This window comes from Amycolatopsis sp. NPDC004169 (genome assembly GCF_040610315.1).
Classification (GTDB): Bacteria; Actinomycetota; Actinomycetes; order Mycobacteriales; family Pseudonocardiaceae; genus Amycolatopsis.
In genome coordinates, this window is record NZ_JBEXMD010000015.1 from 176,395 (window position 1) to 190,858 (window position 14,464).

Genomic DNA, 14,464 nt, shown 5'->3' on the forward strand with positions numbered 1-14,464 from the left:
GGTGTGCGCATGAGTGAGCAGAACGGCGCCCAGTCCCTGATCCGCACGCTGGTCGACGCCGGTGTCGAGGTGTGCTTCGCCAACCCCGGCACGTCGGAGATGCACTTCGTCGCCGCGCTCGATTCCGTCCCCGAGATGCGGGGCGTGCTGGCGCTCTTCGAAGGCGTCGTCACCGGCGCGGCCGACGGGTACGCGCGGATCGCGGACAAGCCCGCCGCGACGCTGCTGCACCTCGGCCCCGGCCTGGGCAACGGCCTGGCGAACCTGCACAACGCGCGGCGCGCGAACACGCCGATCGTCAACGTCGTCGGCGACCACGCGACCTACCACAAGCAGTACGACGCGCCGCTGGAGTCGGACATCGAGGCCGTCGCGGGCTCGCTGGAAGGCTGGGTGCGCCGCTCGGAGCACACGAAGGACGTCGGGGCCGACGCCGCGGCCGCGGTCGCCGCCGCACAGGACGCGCCCGGTCGCGTCGCCACGCTGATCCTGCCCGCCGACGCTTCGTGGGGCGAAGGCGGCGAGACCTGCGCGCCGATCCCGCCGCGCGTGCCGCAGGCCGTGGACGCGACGACCGTCAAGGACGTCGCCGCGGTGTTCGGCACCGGGGAGCCGGTCGCCCTGCTCATCGGCGGCCGCGCGTGCCGCGAAGAAGGGCTGCGTGCCGCGAGCCGGATCGGCGCCGCGACCGGCGCGAAGGTGTTCGTCGAGACGTTCCCGGCGCGGCTGGAGCGCGGTGCCGGGCTGCCGGCCATCGAGCGGCTCGGCTACCTCGCCGAGCAGGTCGCCTACCAGCTCGACGGGATCAAGCACGTCGTCGTCGCGGGCACGAAGGCGCCGGTGTCGTTCTTCGCCTACCCGGGCAAGGCGAGCGACCTGGTGCCCGAAGGCGCCAAGGTGCACACGCTGGCGTCGGTCGGGCAAGACGTCACGCGTGCGTTGAACGAGGTCGCCGAGCTGGTCGCCGCGGACACCGAGCCCGTGCCGGCGCCGGAATCGCGGCCGGCACTGCCGAGCGGGCCGCTGACCCCGCAGAACTGGGTCGAGGTGATCGGGGCGCTGCTGCCGGACAACGCGATCATCGCCGACGAGGCCAACACCTCCGGCCTGATGCTGCCGATGGCGACGGCCGGCGCGCCGCGGCACGACGTCCTGACGCTGACCGGCGGCGCGATCGGCTACGGCATGCCGGTGGCGACCGGCGCGGCCGTCGCGGCGCCGGACCGGCCGGTGCTCAACCTGCAGTCCGACGGCAGCGCGCTGTACACGATTTCGGCGCTCTGGACGCAGGCCCGGGAGAACCTGAACGTCACGACGGTGGTGCTCAACAACCGCGCGTACGCGATCCTGCGGCTGGAACTGCAGCGCGTCGGGGCGGCCTCGGGCGGCCCGAAGGCGAACGACCTGCTCGATCTTTCCCGGCCCGACATGGACTTCGTGAAGATCGCGGAGGGCATGGGCGTACCCGCGTCGCGCGCGACGACCGCCGAAGAGCTCGCCGAGCAGCTCCAGCGGGCCTTCGCGGAACCGGGTCCGCACCTCATCGACGCGGCGGTGCCGCCGCTGCTGTGAACCGGACTATCCTCCCCGCACACCCTCGACCCGGGAGCGGCGGATGAGCGAAGACGAACACGCGAAGCGGGGCATCGACCTCGACAGACCGAACGCCGCGCGCGTGTACGACTACATGATCGGCGGCAAGCTCAACTACGCCGTCGACCGGGTGTTCGCCGACCGGATCCTGGGGGTGCTGCCGAACGCCCAGCACATGGCGCTGACGAACCGGGCGTGGCTGCGCCGGGCCGTGCGGTTCGGCGCCGAGCAGGGCATCCGGCAGTTCCTCGACATCGGCTCGGGCATGCCCACGGTCGGTCACGTGCACGAAGTCGTCCAGTCGATCGACCCGGCGTCGCGGGTGGTGTACGTCGACAACGAGCCGATCGCGGTCGCGCACAGCGAGATCGTGCTGGAGGGCAACGAGAACGCGGCCATGGTCCAGGCCGACGCCGAGTACCCGGACGAGGTGCTGGAGCACCCGGTCACCAGGGAACTGCTGGACTTCGGCGAGCCGGTGATGGTGATCATGGCCGCGTTCGTGCACTTCATCCCGGACTCGCGGAACCCGGCCGGGCTGATCGGCACCTACCGCGACGTCCTCGCGCCGGGCAGTCACCTCGCGTTGTCTTCGGGCACGTGGGAGGGGCAGGGCGAGGAGTCCCAGCGGTCGGTGGCGCTGTACGAGAAGAGCGGCACGCCCCTGACGCTGCGGTCACCCGACGAACTGCGCGCGCTGGTCAAGGGCTTCGAAATCCTGCCGCCGGGCATCGTGTTCACCCCGGAATGGCGTCCGGACGGACCGCTCGAAGACCCGCCGGAGCAGTCGGGCGGTCTCGCGCTGGTGGCCCGCAAGGAGCGCTGATGACCGAGGAGCACGCGATCCGCGACATCGACGTCGACAAGCCGAACGCGGCTCGCGTCTACGACTACTTCATCGGCGGCAAGCTCAACTACGCGATCGACCGGGAGTTCGCCGAGCGGATCCTCCGGATGCACCCGGAGTTCCGGGAGGTGGCCCTGCTCAACCGGCGGTGGCTGCGCCGCGCCGTGCGCTTCGGCGCTTCGCGGGGGATCCGGCAGTTCCTGGACATCGGCTCGGGCATGCCGACCGTGGGGCACGTGCACGAGATCGTCCAGTCGATCGACCCGGCGTGCCGGGTGGTCTACGTCGACCACGAGCCGATCGCCGTCGCCCACAGCGAGATCGTGCTGCAGGACAACGACAACGCGGAGATGGTGCAGGCCGACGCGGAGGTGCCGGCCGACGTCCTCGAGCACCCGACGACCAGGCGGCTGCTGGACTTCACCGAGCCGGTGATGGTGATCATGGCGGCGTTCATCCACTTCGTCCCGGACGCGCGCAACCCGGCCGGGATGATCGCGGCCTACCGCGACGCGCTCGTCCCCGGCAGTTACCTGGCGTTGTCCTCGGGCACGCTGGAAGGGCAGAGCGAGGAGATCCGCCGCGCGGCCGAGCTGTACCGGAACAGCGTCACGGACTTCGTCCCGCGGTCGACGGACGAGCTGCGCGCGCTGCTGGACGGCTTCGAGGTCGTGCCGCCGGGGATCGTGTTCACCCCGCAGTGGCGGCCGGACGATCCGGCCGAGGTCGGGGACCACCCGGAGCTGGCCAGCCAGCTCGCCCTGGTGGCCCGCAAGAACTGAGTCTCCGGCTATCCTCGCGGCAGACCTGACTCCGGGAGCGGCGGATGAGCGAAGACGAGTACGCGCGGCGGGGCATCGACCTCGACAAGCCCAACGCCGCGCGGGTGTACGACTACATCCTCGGCGGGCAGCTCAACTACGCCGTCGACCGGATGTTCGCCGAGCAGGTGCTGGCCGCGCAGCCGAACGCGCGCGAGCGGGCGCGGCTCAACCGCCAGTGGCTGCGGCGGGCCATCCGGTTCGGGATGGACCAGGGCATCCGGCAGTTCCTCGACATCGGCTCCGGCATGCCGACCGTCGGGCACGTGCACGAGGTCGCCCAGGCCGTCGACGCCAATGCGCGCGTGGTCTACGTCGACAACGAGCCGGTCGCGGTCGCGCACAGCGAGATCGTGCTGGAGGACAACGAGAACGCGGCCATGGTGCACGCCGACGCCGAGTTCCCCGACGACGTCCTCGAGCACGACACCACCGAGATGATGCTTGACCTGGACCAGCCGGTGATGGTCGTGATGGCGCTGTTCGTGCACTTCATCCCGGACGAGCGCAACCCGGCCGGGCTGATCGCCGCCTACCGCGACGCGCTCGCGCCCGGCAGCTACCTCGCGTTGTCGTCCGCCACCTACGAGCAGCAGAGCGACGACACCGCGCGCGCCGTCGCGATGTACCGGAAGAGCGCGAACCCGGTGACGCCGCGCTCGGCCGACGAGCTCCGCGCGCTGGTCGACGGCTTCGAGATCGTCGACCCGGGCATCGTGTTCATCCCCGAGTGGCGGCCGGACGACCCCACGGAGATGCCGCCCGACCCCGCCGAGTGCGGCGGCCTGGCGCTGGTGGCGCGCAAGAACTAGACGGCGACCAGCTCCGGCGCGGTCCGCTTCCGCGGGACCAGCGCCGCGAGCAGGGCGCCGGCCAGCGCGGCGAACGCGGCCACCGCGAACGTCGCGCGGAAGCCGAACAGCGACGGCACCGGCAGCCCGCCGACGCTGATCGTCAGCTGGGCCAGCATCGCCGCCATCACCGCGCTGGAGATCGCCGTGCCGACCGAGCGCATCAGGGAGTTCAGGCCGTTCGCCGACGCCGTCTCGGTGACCGGCACCGAGCCCATGATCAGCGCGGGCATCGCCGCGTACGCGATGCCGACGCCGGCCCCGATGATCACCGACGCGGTGATCAGCTCGAACGCGTTGTCCATCAGCACGATCGCGAACCCGTACCCGGCGGCGATCACCAGCGAGCCGCTGATCAGCGTCGGGCGCGGGCCGAACCGGGCGATGAGCCGCGCGGAAACCGGCGAGAGCAGCATCATCACCAGGCCGTTCGGGGCCAGCGTGAGCCCGGACTCGACCATCGTCTGGCCCAGCCCGTAGCCGGTCGACGCCGGCGCCTGCAGCAGCTGCGGGAACGACAGCGCCATGGCGTACAACGCGAAGCCGACCATGATCGACGCGAGGTTCGTGAACAGCACCGGACGGCGCGCGGAGACCCGCAGGTCGACCAGCGGATCACGGCGGCGCAGCTGGTAGGCACCCCAGCCGAGCAGCACGACGACGGCGGCCGCGGCCAGCCCGAGCGTCGAGACGCTGGTCCAGCCCCAGGTGCCGCCCTTGACCACCGGCAGCAGCAGGCAGAGCAGCCCGGCGGCCAGGCCGAAGGCGCCGAAGTAGTCGAAGGGGGCGGGCGTGCGCAGCGGCGATTCGGGCACCACGGTGACGATGAGCAGCGCGCAGGCCAGCCCGAGCCCGGCGGCGGTCCAGAAGAGCACGTGCCAGTCGGCGTTCTCGGCGACCACGGCCGCGACCGGCAGCCCGATGGCCCCGCCGACCCCGAGGGTCGCGCTCATCAGCGAGATGGCCCCGCCGACGCGTTCGGGCGGCAGTTCGTCGCGCATGATGCTGATGCCGAGCGGGATCACGCCCATCGCGCAGCCCTGCAGCCCGCGCCCGAGGATCTGGAACCCGAGGGCGCTGGTCGTCGCGGACACGACCGAGCCGGCGATGAGCAGGCCGAGGCTGACGAGGATCATCCGCCGTTTGCCGTAGAGGTCGCCCAGCCGCCCGCTGACCGGCGTGATGACGGACGCGGCCAGCAGCGTCACGGTGACCACCCAGGAGGCGTCGGCCGCCGGGACGTGCAGCAGCCGCGGGAAGACGGGGATCAGCGGCACGACCAGCGTCTGCATGAACGACGCGACGAGCCCGCACGAAGCGAGCACCACGACGATCGGCCGGCCGGAACGGGACACCACCACACCCCCAGTGGGTACTTAGTACGCGTCATGCAACTTCATGCACTGTACCCACGGGGTGACGGATTTCCGTACGAGTGGTGGTTTTGTCACAGCCAGAAACCGGCAGCCCTGTTCTCCTAGACTTCCCTGCATGTCCTGGTTGCGCCGGTTCACGGTGGAGCTCACGGTCACCGTGACGGTGCTCGTCGGCTCGCTCTTCGCCGTGCTGGGGGACCGTCCCGAGCCCGCGCACCACGCCGCTCTCGGCTGGGTGCTCACCGGCCTCGGCTGCGCCGCCCTCTTCTTCCGGCGCCGCTTCCCGCTGGCCGTCGCCGCGTTCACGCTCGTCTGCTGCGCCGTCTACTACCCGCTCACCGATCCCGACGGCCTCGTCCTGCTCGCCTTCGCCTACGCCCTCTACAACGCCGCCGCGGCCGGGCGGATCCGCGGCGCCGCGCTGCTCGTCGTCGCCGCGATGGCCGGGGTCACCGCCGGGGAAATCAGCTCGCGGACCGGCCGGCACGTCGACAACTTCGCGTTCTTCCTGATGACCGGCTGGTTCGTCGCGCTGGTCGCCGGCGGGGCCGTCGCGCACTACCGCGCCGAGGCCGAGCGCACCAAGGAGGCCGAGGCGCGGGCGCGCGCCACCGACGAACGCCTGCGCATCGCCCGCGAGCTGCACGACGTCCTCGGCCACCACCTCGCGCTGATCAACGTCCAGGCCGGCGCCGCGCTGCACCGGCGTGACCCCGGCCAGGCCGAGGAGGCGCTCGGCGCCATCAAGGACGCCAGCAAGACCGCACTCCAGGAGTTGCGCACGACGCTCGGCATGCTCCGCCAGGCCGGCGGGCCGAGCCTCCAGCGGGTCGCGGAGCTGGCCGAATCGGTCGGCGCGTCCGGGCTGACCGTGCGCACCGAGATCGACGGCGTCGCGCGGGACCTCCCCCCGGACGTCGAGCACGCCGCGTTCCGGGTGGTCCAGGAGGCGCTGACGAACGTCGCCAAGCACGCCGGTGCGAAGACCGTCGTCGTCCGGCTCGGCTACGGCGCCGACGAGCTTTCCGTGCAGGTCGACGACGACGGCCGCGGCGGCGAGGCCCCGGCGGGCAACGGCATCCGCGGGATGGCCGAACGCGCGCGGGCGCTCGGCGGTGAGCTGACCGCGGCACCGCGCGAAGACGGCGGTTACCGCGTGCGGGCCCGGCTGCCGGTGCGATGATGGGCCGATGATCCGGGTCCTGCTCGTCGACGACCAGCGGCTCGTCCGCGCCGGCTTCCGGTCCATTTTGGACGGCGAGGACGACATCACCGTCGTGGCCGAGGCCGCCGACGGGCGCGAGGCGCTGCAGGCGGCGCACGACCACCACCCCGACGTCGTGCTGATGGACATCCGGATGCCGGTGCTCGACGGCCTCGCCGCCACCCGGCACCTCCTCGAAGACCCGGGCGTCCGGACCAAGGTCGTCATCCTCACGACGTTCGACCTCGACGAAGACGTCTACGGCGCGCTGCGGGCGGGCGCGAGCGGGTTCCTGGTCAAGGACACCGAGCCCGCGGAGCTGATCCACGCCGTGCGCGTGGTCGCCCGCGGCGACGCGCTGCTGGCGCCCTCGATCACCCGGCGGCTGATCGCGGAGTTCGCCGCGCGCGGCACGCGTCCCGCGCCGTCGCCGGCGCTGGACCGGCTCACCGAGCGCGAGCGCGAAGTGCTGACCCTGGTCGCGGCCGGGCTGTCGAACGACGACATCGCCCGCGAGCTCACCCTCAGCCCGGCGACGGCGAAGACGCACGTCAGCCGCATCATGACCAAGACCGGCACGCACGACCGGGCGCAGCTCGTCGTCCTCGCCTACGAATCCGGCGCGGTGACGCCGCGGTGGCTGGCACCCTGACCCGTACTCCCCCGGGTGTACGGGACCGGCCTTAGGGGACACCGCCGGGAGCAGGCGAGGTGTCCTCCGCTGCGCGACGCGCGGTAGGGCCCCGCTCGCGAATCCTTGTCCACCATGGACACCATCACTCGTACCACCGGCGGCGGCCTGGCCCGGCTGGCCGGCTGGGCGCAGCGCCACCGGTGGCTCGCCGTCGCGCTCTGGGCACTGGTCCTCATCGGCGTCACGGCCACCTCGCAGCTGGCCGGCAGCGCGTTCCACGACGACAACTCGTTGCCCGGCACCGAATCGCAGCAGGTCGTCGACCTGCTCGACCGGACAGCGCAGTCCGGCGCGAGCGCGCAGATCGTGCTGAAGGCCGACGGCGGGCTCGCCGCGAACCGCGCGCCGATCGACGTCATGCTCGGGGAGGTCCGGTCGCTGCCGCACGTGCGTTCGGCGACCGAGCCGACGCTCTCCCCCGACGGGCGGATCGGTTATGCCACCGTCACTTTCGACGCGGCGTCGACCGACCTCCCGTACGACGACATCGTGAAGTTCGCCGACACCGCGAAGCGGGCCGGGCCCGTCGAGGTCGCGCTCGCCGGGGACCCGGTCGAGCGGATCTCCGGAGGCGGTGGTCCCGCGGAAGGCGTCGGGCTGCTCGCCGCGCTGGTCATCCTCGTCTTCCTGTTCCGTTCGCTGCTCGCCGCCGGTCTGCCGGTGATCACCGCGGTGTTCGCGGTCGGCAGCACGCTGGGCGTGATCACGGTCGTCTCGCACTTCGTCGACATCGCGAGCTATACCGCGCCTCTGATGATGCTGGTCGGGTTCGGTGTCGGCGTCGACTACGCGCTGCTGATCTTTTCCCGCTACCGCAGCGAAATCCTGGCCGGCCACGACCGCGACGCGGCCGCCCGGCGGGCACTCGACACGGCGGGCCGCTCGGTGCTGTTCGCCGGGACGACGGTGATCATCGCGCTGCTCGGCCTGCTGGCGCTCGGGCTCGGCGGGCTGCGCGGGGTGGCGCTGTCGGTCGCGCTCACCGTCCTGATGACGATGCTCGCGTCCGTCACGCTGCTGCCCGCGTTGCTGTCGCTGTTCGGCAAGCGCCTCGAACACGGCATCCGGCGGCAGGCGCTCCGGCGGGAGCACGGCAGGGCGTGGCGGCGGCTCGCCGACGGCGTCCAACGTCGTCCGCTGACCCCGCTGGCGATCGGCCTGATCGTCCTCATCGGACTGTCCATTCCGGCCGCGGGGATGCGGCTCGGGTTCGCCGACGCGGGCACCGACCCGGCCGGCTCCACCACGCGGCAGGCCTACGACTGGCTGGCCGACGGTTTCGGCCCGGGCTTCACCGGCCCGCTCGCGATCGTCACCGAGGACGGCGACACCGGTGCGCTGCAGCAGAAGCTGACAACCACGCCGGGCATCGCGCGGGTCCTGCCGCCGATGGGCCGGACCGTGCTGGCTTTCCCGACGACGTCACCCCAGGACGCGGCGACCGCCGAGCTGGTGACGCGGCTGCGGACCGACGTCCTCCCGACACTGCCGGGCCACTACCTGGTGGGCGGCTCGGTGGCGGCCGCGACCGACTTCGCGGACGCCGTCGCGGCCCGGCTGCCGCTGTTCGTGCTGGTCGTGGTCGGGTTGTCGGCGTTGCTGCTGATGGTCGTGTTCCGCTCGGTGCTGATCCCGCTCAAGGCGGCACTGCTGAACCTGCTGAGCATCGGCGCCTCCCTCGGCGTGATGACGCTGGTGTTCGGCGACGGCTGGTTCGGCGCCCAGCCGGGCCCGATCGAGGCGTTCGTGCCGGTGATGATCTTCGCGATCGTCTTCGGGCTGTCGATGGACTACGAGGTGTTCCTGGTGTCCCGCATGCACGAGGAGTGGCGCCGCACGGGCAACGCCCGGCTGGCGGTGCGCGAGGGCCTCGCCTCGACGGGCGCGGTGATCACCGCGGCGGGCGCGATCATGGTCCTGGTGTTCGGCGCGTTCCTGCTGGACCCGTCCCGGATGCTGGCCCAGTTCGGGCTGGGCCTGGCGGTCGCGGTGCTGCTGGACGCACTGGTGATCCGCTGCCTGGTCGTCCCGGCGATCATGCGCCTGCTCGGGGCGCGGGCGTGGTGGCTGCCGCGGTGGCTGGACCGCCGGCTGCCGCACTTCGCGCTGGAGCCGTGACGTGGCAAGCCCGGACACGCCGAAGGCCGCCACCGGATTCCGGTGGCGGCCTTCGGACGTCAGCCGTTATTCGTAGATCTCGCCCTTCGCGGCCTTCTCCACCAGCGAGGCCGGCGGCTCGAAGTGGTCGCCGTACCGGGCGGCCAGCTCACGGGCCCGGTCGACGAAGCCCTGCAGGCCACCCTGGTACTGGTTGATGTACTGGATGACGCCACCGGTCCACGCCGGGAAGCCGATGCCGAAGATCGAGCCGATGTTGGCGTCGGCCACCGACGTCAGCACGCCCTCGTCGAAGCACTTCACCGTCTCGAGCGCCTCGGCGAACAGCATCCGCTCCTTGAGGTCCTCGAACGGCACCTCCGCCGAACCGGACTTGAACGCGTCGCGCAGCCCCGGCCACAGCCCGGTGCGCTTGCCCTCCGCGTCGTACTCGTAGAAGCCCGCGCCCGTGGAACGGCCCTTGCGGTCGAACTCCTCGACCATCCGGTCGATCACGCCTTCCGACGCGTGCGCCTTCCACGTGCCGCCCGCGGCCTCGATCGCCTCGCGGGTTTCCTTGCGGATCTTGCGCGGCAGGGTCAGCGTCAGCTCGTCCATCAGCTGCAGCGGCGGCGCCGGGTAGCCGGCCTGCGAACCGGCCTGCTCGATCGACGCCGGCTCGACGCCCTCGCCCAGCGCGGCGACGGCCTCGTTGATGAACGTGCCGATCACGCGCGAGGTGAAGAAGCCGCGGCTGTCGTTGACGACGATCGGGGTCTTCTTGATCTGCAGCGTGTAGTCGAAGACCTTGGCCAGCGTCGCCGGGGACGTCTTCTCGCCGCAGATGATCTCGACCAGCGGCATCTTGTCGACCGGCGAGAAGAAGTGGATCCCGATGAAGTCCTCGGTGCGCTGCACGCCCTCGGCGAGGGTGGTGATCGGCAACGTCGAGGTGTTGGAGCCCAGCACCGCGTCGGCGTTGACGACGCTCTCGATCTCGCCGAACACCTTGTGCTTGAGCTCGACGCTCTCGAACACGGCCTCGATGACGAAGTCGACGCCCGCGAAGTCGGCCGGGTCGGCGGTCGGCTTGATCTTGGCCAGCAGCGCGTCCGACTTCTCCTGCGTGGTCTTGCCGCGCGAGAGCGCCTTCTGCTCGAGCTTCTCCGCGTAGCCCTTGCCCTTCTCGGCCGCCTCCAGCGAGACGTCCTTGAGGACGACGTCGATCCCGGCCTTCGCCGAGACGTACGCGATCGCGGCGCCCATCATGCCCGCGCCGATGACGCCGACCTTCTTGGCGGTGTACTTCTCGAAGCCGTCCGGCCGCGAGCCGCCCGAGTTGATGGTCTGCAGGTCGAAGAAGAACGCCTTCGTCATGTTCTTCGAGACCTGGCCGGTGGCGAGGTGGATGAAGTAGCGCGTCTCGATCTGGATCGCGGTGTCGAAGTCGACCTGCGCGCCCTCGATCGCGGCGGCCAGGATCGCCCGCGGCGCCGGCATGTTCGCGCCCTTGATCTGCTTGCGCAGGTTCGCCGGGAACGCCGGGAGGTTGGCCGCGAAGCTCGGGTTCGACGGGGTGCCGCCGGGGATCTTGTAGCCCTTGACGTCCCACGGCTGCACGCCGCCCTCGGGGTTCGCCTTGATCCACGCCTTCGCGGCGGGAACGAGCTCCTCGACCGAGCCGACGAGCTCGTGCACCAGGCCGAGCTCGAGGGCCTTGGCCGGGCGGTGCCGCTGGCCCTGGAGCAGGACGTTCAGCAGCGCGCTCTGGATGCCGAGCAGGCGCACCGTGCGCACGACGCCACCGCCGCCGGGCAGCAGGCCCAGCGTCACCTCGGGCAGGCCGATCTGGCTGCCCTTGACGTCGGCGGCGATGCGGTGGTGCGTCGCCAGCGCGATCTCGAGGCCACCGCCGAGCGCGGCGCCGTTGATCGCCGCGACGACCGGCTTGCCGAGCTGCTCGATGCGGCGCATCTGCCCCTTCATCAGGGTGCTGCCCTCGGTCAGCTCGACCGCGTGCTCGGGCTTGGCCTGGATGAGGTCGTTCAGGTCGCCACCGGCGAAGAAGGTCTTCTTCGCGGACGTGAGGACGACGCCGGTGATGGAGTCCTTCTCGGCCTCCAGGCGGTCGACCGTGACACCCAGTGACTCGCGGAAGTCGGCGTTCATCGTGTTCGCCGACTGGTTCGGGTCGTCCAGGGTCAGGGTGACGATGCCGTCTTCGTCCTGTTCCCAGCGGATGGTCTTGCTCTCGGCCATTTGGTTCCTCACACCCGCTCGATGATGGTGGCGACGCCCATGCCGCCGCCGATGCACAGGGTCACCAGGGCGCGGCGCGCCTGGCGGCGTTCCAGCTCGTCGACCACGGTGCCGACCAGCATCGCGCCGGTGGCGCCGAGCGGGTGGCCCATGGCGATCGCGCCGCCGTTGACGTTGACCTTCTCCTCGTCGAGGTGCAGGTCCTTGATCCACTTGAGCACGACGGAGGCGAACGCCTCGTTGAGCTCCCACAGGTCGATGTCCTCGGGCTTGAGACCCGCGGCCTTCAGCACCTTCTGGGTGGCCGGGGTGGGGCCGGTCAGCATGATCGTCGGCTCGGAGCCGATCGACGCGGTGGCCACGATCCGGGCGCGCGGGGTCAGCCCGAAGGTCTTGCCGACCTGCTCGGAGCCGACGAGCACCAGCGCGGCGCCGTCGACGATGCCGGAGGAGTTGCCGCCGGTGTGGACGTGGTTGATCTTCTCGACCGAGTGGTACTTCTGCAGCGCGACGGCGTCGAAGCCGCCCAGCTCGCCGATGCCGGCGAAGGCGGGCTTGAGCTTGCCGAGACCCTCGACGGTGGAGCCGGGGCGGCGGTGCTCGTCGTGGTCCAGGACCGTGACGCCGTTGATGTCCTTGACCGGCACGACCGACTTGGCGAAGTAGCCGCCGGACCAGGCGGCCTCGGCGCGGTCCTGCGAGCGGACGGCCCAGCGGTCGACGTCCTCGCGAGAGAAGCCCTCGATGGTCGCGATCAGGTCGGCGCCGGTGCCCTGCGGGACGATGTAGTTGTCGTAGGCGGTGGCCGGGTCCATGAACAGCGCGCCGCCGTCGGAGCCCATCGGCACGCGCGACATCGACTCGACACCGCCGGCGATGATCAGGTTGTCCCAGCCCGAGCGCACCTTCTGCGCGGCGGTGTTGGTGGCCTCGAGGCCGGAGGCGCAGAAGCGGTTGAGCTGCACGCCGGCGACGGTCTCGGGCAGGCCCGCGTTGAGGGCGGCGGTGCGCGCGATGACGGCGCCCTGCTCGCCGACGGGCGAGACGACGCCGAGCACGATGTCGTCGATCGCCTGCGGGTCGAGGTTCGGGTGGCGGACCTTGAGTTCGTTGATCAGGCCGACCACCAGGTCGACCGGCTTGGTGCCGTGCAGGGCACCGCCCTTGTTCTTGCCGCGAGGCGTGCGGATCGCCTCGTAGATGTAGGCCTCGCTACTCACTGAACAACTCCTCGCGAGCGTGTGGGACGTCTTCGTACCGTGGCCGATGATACCGGCCAGTAGGGCTAATGGCCATTAACATATCTCCGGATAACCCCATGGTGTCAATGGGTTGCAGGTGTGCCATGAGCCGCTATCGTTCACTCACCATGACCGAACGCAGCCTCCGCCCTCGCGACCGCAAGGCCCAGCTGGCCGCGGTGGCGGCCGAGCTGTTCCGCGCCCGAGGCTTCCCGGGGGTGGCGATCAAGGACATAGCGGACGCGGCGGGCGTCACCGGGCCAGCGCTGTACCGGCACTTCGCGGACAAGCAGGCGATCCTGGCGTACGTGGTCCTGAGCGGCTTCGAGGACATGGAGGCGGCGACGGCGGAGGCCCTGTCGGACTCGGTTCCGGCGTCTGACCAGCTGCCATCGCTGTTGAGCCGGTTGGCAACCCAGGCGGTCGAGCGCCGCGAGATCGCGGCGCTGTGGCGCTGGGAAGGCCGTCACCTCCCGAAGGAGGACCAGCGCGAGATAGCCCGCAGGTCGACGTTGGCGCTGGCGGCGTGGTCGAAGGCCCTGCAGGCCAGCCGCCCGGAGCTGCCGGCGGAGGACGCCGAGCTCCTCTGCTGGGCAGCGCTGTCGGTGTTCGGGAGCGTGTCGGTCCACCACACGTCGGTGGCCCGCCGCCGCTTCGCTCAGTTACTGGTCGACCTGGCGCTCGATGTGCTGAACACCACACTGCCCGCACCGTCTTCATCGCCACCGTCTTCGGCGCTGAGCCTGGGCACCCCCTCCCGCCGCGAGCAGGTCCTAGCGGAGGCCACAGCCCTGTTCGCCCAGAGGGGCTACCACGCGGTGAGCATGGAGGACATCGGAGCGGCGGCAGGCATAGCGGGGCCCAGCATCTACCGCCACTTCCCCAGCAAGGCGGCTCTGATGGTGGCAATCGGCCACCGGGCGGCGGACCGGCTGGCTTTGGCGGCCGAGCAGGCACTGCACGCCCCGGACGAGCGCACGGCATTGCGTCGCTTGGCGGCGTCGTACGTGCACACGATCCTGCACACGCCGGAGCTGCTGGTGTCGTTCTCGGCGGACCGGGTGACGATGCCGGACCGCGACAAGGTGGATCTACTGAGGGTTCAGCGGGATTACGTGGCGCAGTGGGTGACGCTGCTGTCGGCGGTGCGGCCGGAGCTGCCGGCACGGGAAGCGAAGATCACGGTCCACGCAGCGCTGACGATCGCGAACGACCTGGCCCGCACCCGCCGGGTGGCGTCGAGGCCGAACTTCGGGGCCGAACTGACGACACTGATTTACACCACGTTAGGCGTGACCGTCACCTGATCAGCGTAGGGGCCCTTGCCCTCAACGACACTCGATCGGCGTATTTCGCCTTCCACCTGGGCGGGGTTCATGTCAAGATCTGCCCCATCAACCCCTCCGGCCTCAGGAGCACCACATCGCTACTCGAAAGCCGGAAGGCCCGGGACCGCTGGGGATCAGGTCCCAACTCGTAGA

The 14,464-nt window shown here is 71.0% G+C and carries 11 protein-coding genes; 8 read left to right on the forward strand and 3 right to left on the reverse strand.

Annotated features, from left to right (window positions below; translation table 11 throughout):
• The first annotated feature begins 9 nt into the window (after positions 1-9).
• From ABZX11_RS22255 to ABZX11_RS22270, 4 genes are read left to right on the forward strand one after another with little or no spacing between them, the layout of a single operon-like run.
• Positions 10-1,572: an acetolactate synthase large subunit gene (locus ABZX11_RS22255; protein ID WP_176175116.1), complete on the forward strand. Its 1,563-nt coding sequence runs from the start codon at positions 10-12 to the stop codon at positions 1,570-1,572.
• 43 nt (positions 1,573-1,615) lie between these two features.
• Positions 1,616-2,419: an SAM-dependent methyltransferase gene (locus ABZX11_RS22260; protein WP_176175115.1), complete on the forward strand. Its 804-nt coding sequence runs from the start codon at positions 1,616-1,618 to the stop codon at positions 2,417-2,419.
• On the forward strand, positions 2,419-3,222 hold the full coding sequence (locus ABZX11_RS22265) for an SAM-dependent methyltransferase (protein WP_354915746.1): 804 nt from the start codon (positions 2,419-2,421) through the stop codon (positions 3,220-3,222). Before ABZX11_RS22260 ends, ABZX11_RS22265 begins: the two co-directional genes overlap by 1 nt.
• 44 nt (positions 3,223-3,266) lie before the next feature.
• Entirely contained in the window at positions 3,267-4,073 is an 807-nt protein-coding gene (locus ABZX11_RS22270) for an SAM-dependent methyltransferase (RefSeq protein ID WP_176175113.1), read from the forward strand.
• Here the strand turns inward: ABZX11_RS22270 and ABZX11_RS22275 are convergent.
• The gene (locus ABZX11_RS22275) at positions 4,070-5,473 is read right to left on the reverse strand and encodes an MFS transporter (RefSeq protein ID WP_354915750.1); all 1,404 of its coding nucleotides are present in this window, start codon (positions 5,471-5,473) and stop codon (positions 4,070-4,072) included. The genes ABZX11_RS22270 and ABZX11_RS22275 overlap by 4 nt on opposite strands.
• A 130-nt stretch (positions 5,474-5,603) precedes the next feature.
• Here ABZX11_RS22275 and ABZX11_RS22280 point away from each other — a divergent pair, with 130 nt between their 5' ends.
• From ABZX11_RS22280 to ABZX11_RS22290, 3 genes are all read left to right on the forward strand, one after another.
• Positions 5,604-6,671, forward strand: a complete 1,068-nt coding sequence (locus tag ABZX11_RS22280) for a sensor histidine kinase (protein ID WP_354915753.1) — start codon at positions 5,604-5,606, stop codon at positions 6,669-6,671.
• Between the two features lie 7 nt (positions 6,672-6,678).
• Positions 6,679-7,344 (forward strand): response regulator transcription factor, encoded by a 666-nt coding sequence (locus ABZX11_RS22285; protein ID WP_176175110.1) that lies wholly within the window; start codon positions 6,679-6,681, stop codon positions 7,342-7,344.
• Between the two features lie 114 nt (positions 7,345-7,458).
• Positions 7,459-9,504 (forward strand): MMPL family transporter, encoded by a 2,046-nt coding sequence (locus tag ABZX11_RS22290; protein WP_354915756.1) that lies wholly within the window; start codon positions 7,459-7,461, stop codon positions 9,502-9,504.
• Between the two features lie 66 nt (positions 9,505-9,570).
• Here the strand turns inward: ABZX11_RS22290 and ABZX11_RS22295 are convergent, their stop codons facing one another.
• The gene (locus ABZX11_RS22295; protein WP_176175108.1) at positions 9,571-11,742 is read right to left on the reverse strand and encodes a 3-hydroxyacyl-CoA dehydrogenase NAD-binding domain-containing protein; all 2,172 of its coding nucleotides are present in this window, start codon (positions 11,740-11,742) and stop codon (positions 9,571-9,573) included.
• Between the two features lie 8 nt (positions 11,743-11,750).
• Positions 11,751-12,962, reverse strand: coding sequence for an acetyl-CoA C-acetyltransferase (locus tag ABZX11_RS22300; RefSeq protein ID WP_176175107.1), 1,212 nt, complete (start codon positions 12,960-12,962; stop codon positions 11,751-11,753).
• Between the two features lie 149 nt (positions 12,963-13,111).
• Here ABZX11_RS22300 and ABZX11_RS22305 point away from each other — a divergent pair, with 149 nt between their 5' ends.
• Positions 13,112-14,290: a TetR/AcrR family transcriptional regulator gene (locus ABZX11_RS22305; protein WP_354915760.1), complete on the forward strand. Its 1,179-nt coding sequence runs from the start codon at positions 13,112-13,114 to the stop codon at positions 14,288-14,290.
• Positions 14,291-14,464 lie beyond the last annotated feature (174 nt).

Coding starts and splice junctions, on each gene's coding strand:
- ABZX11_RS22305 (WP_354915760.1), top strand. CDS start 13,112: ATGACCGAACGCAGCCTCCGCCCTCGCGACCGCAAGGCCCAGCTGGCC.
- ABZX11_RS22255 (WP_176175116.1), top strand. CDS start 10: ATGAGTGAGCAGAACGGCGCCCAGTCCCTGATCCGCACGCTGGTCGAC.
- ABZX11_RS22280 (WP_354915753.1), top strand. CDS start 5,604: ATGTCCTGGTTGCGCCGGTTCACGGTGGAGCTCACGGTCACCGTGACG.
- ABZX11_RS22295 (WP_176175108.1), bottom strand. CDS start 11,742: ATGGCCGAGAGCAAGACCATCCGCTGGGAACAGGACGAAGACGGCATC.
- ABZX11_RS22290 (WP_354915756.1), top strand. CDS start 7,459: ATGGACACCATCACTCGTACCACCGGCGGCGGCCTGGCCCGGCTGGCC.
- ABZX11_RS22265 (WP_354915746.1), top strand. CDS start 2,419: ATGACCGAGGAGCACGCGATCCGCGACATCGACGTCGACAAGCCGAAC.
- ABZX11_RS22270 (WP_176175113.1), top strand. CDS start 3,267: ATGAGCGAAGACGAGTACGCGCGGCGGGGCATCGACCTCGACAAGCCC.
- ABZX11_RS22260 (WP_176175115.1), top strand. CDS start 1,616: ATGAGCGAAGACGAACACGCGAAGCGGGGCATCGACCTCGACAGACCG.
- ABZX11_RS22285 (WP_176175110.1), top strand. CDS start 6,679: ATGATCCGGGTCCTGCTCGTCGACGACCAGCGGCTCGTCCGCGCCGGC.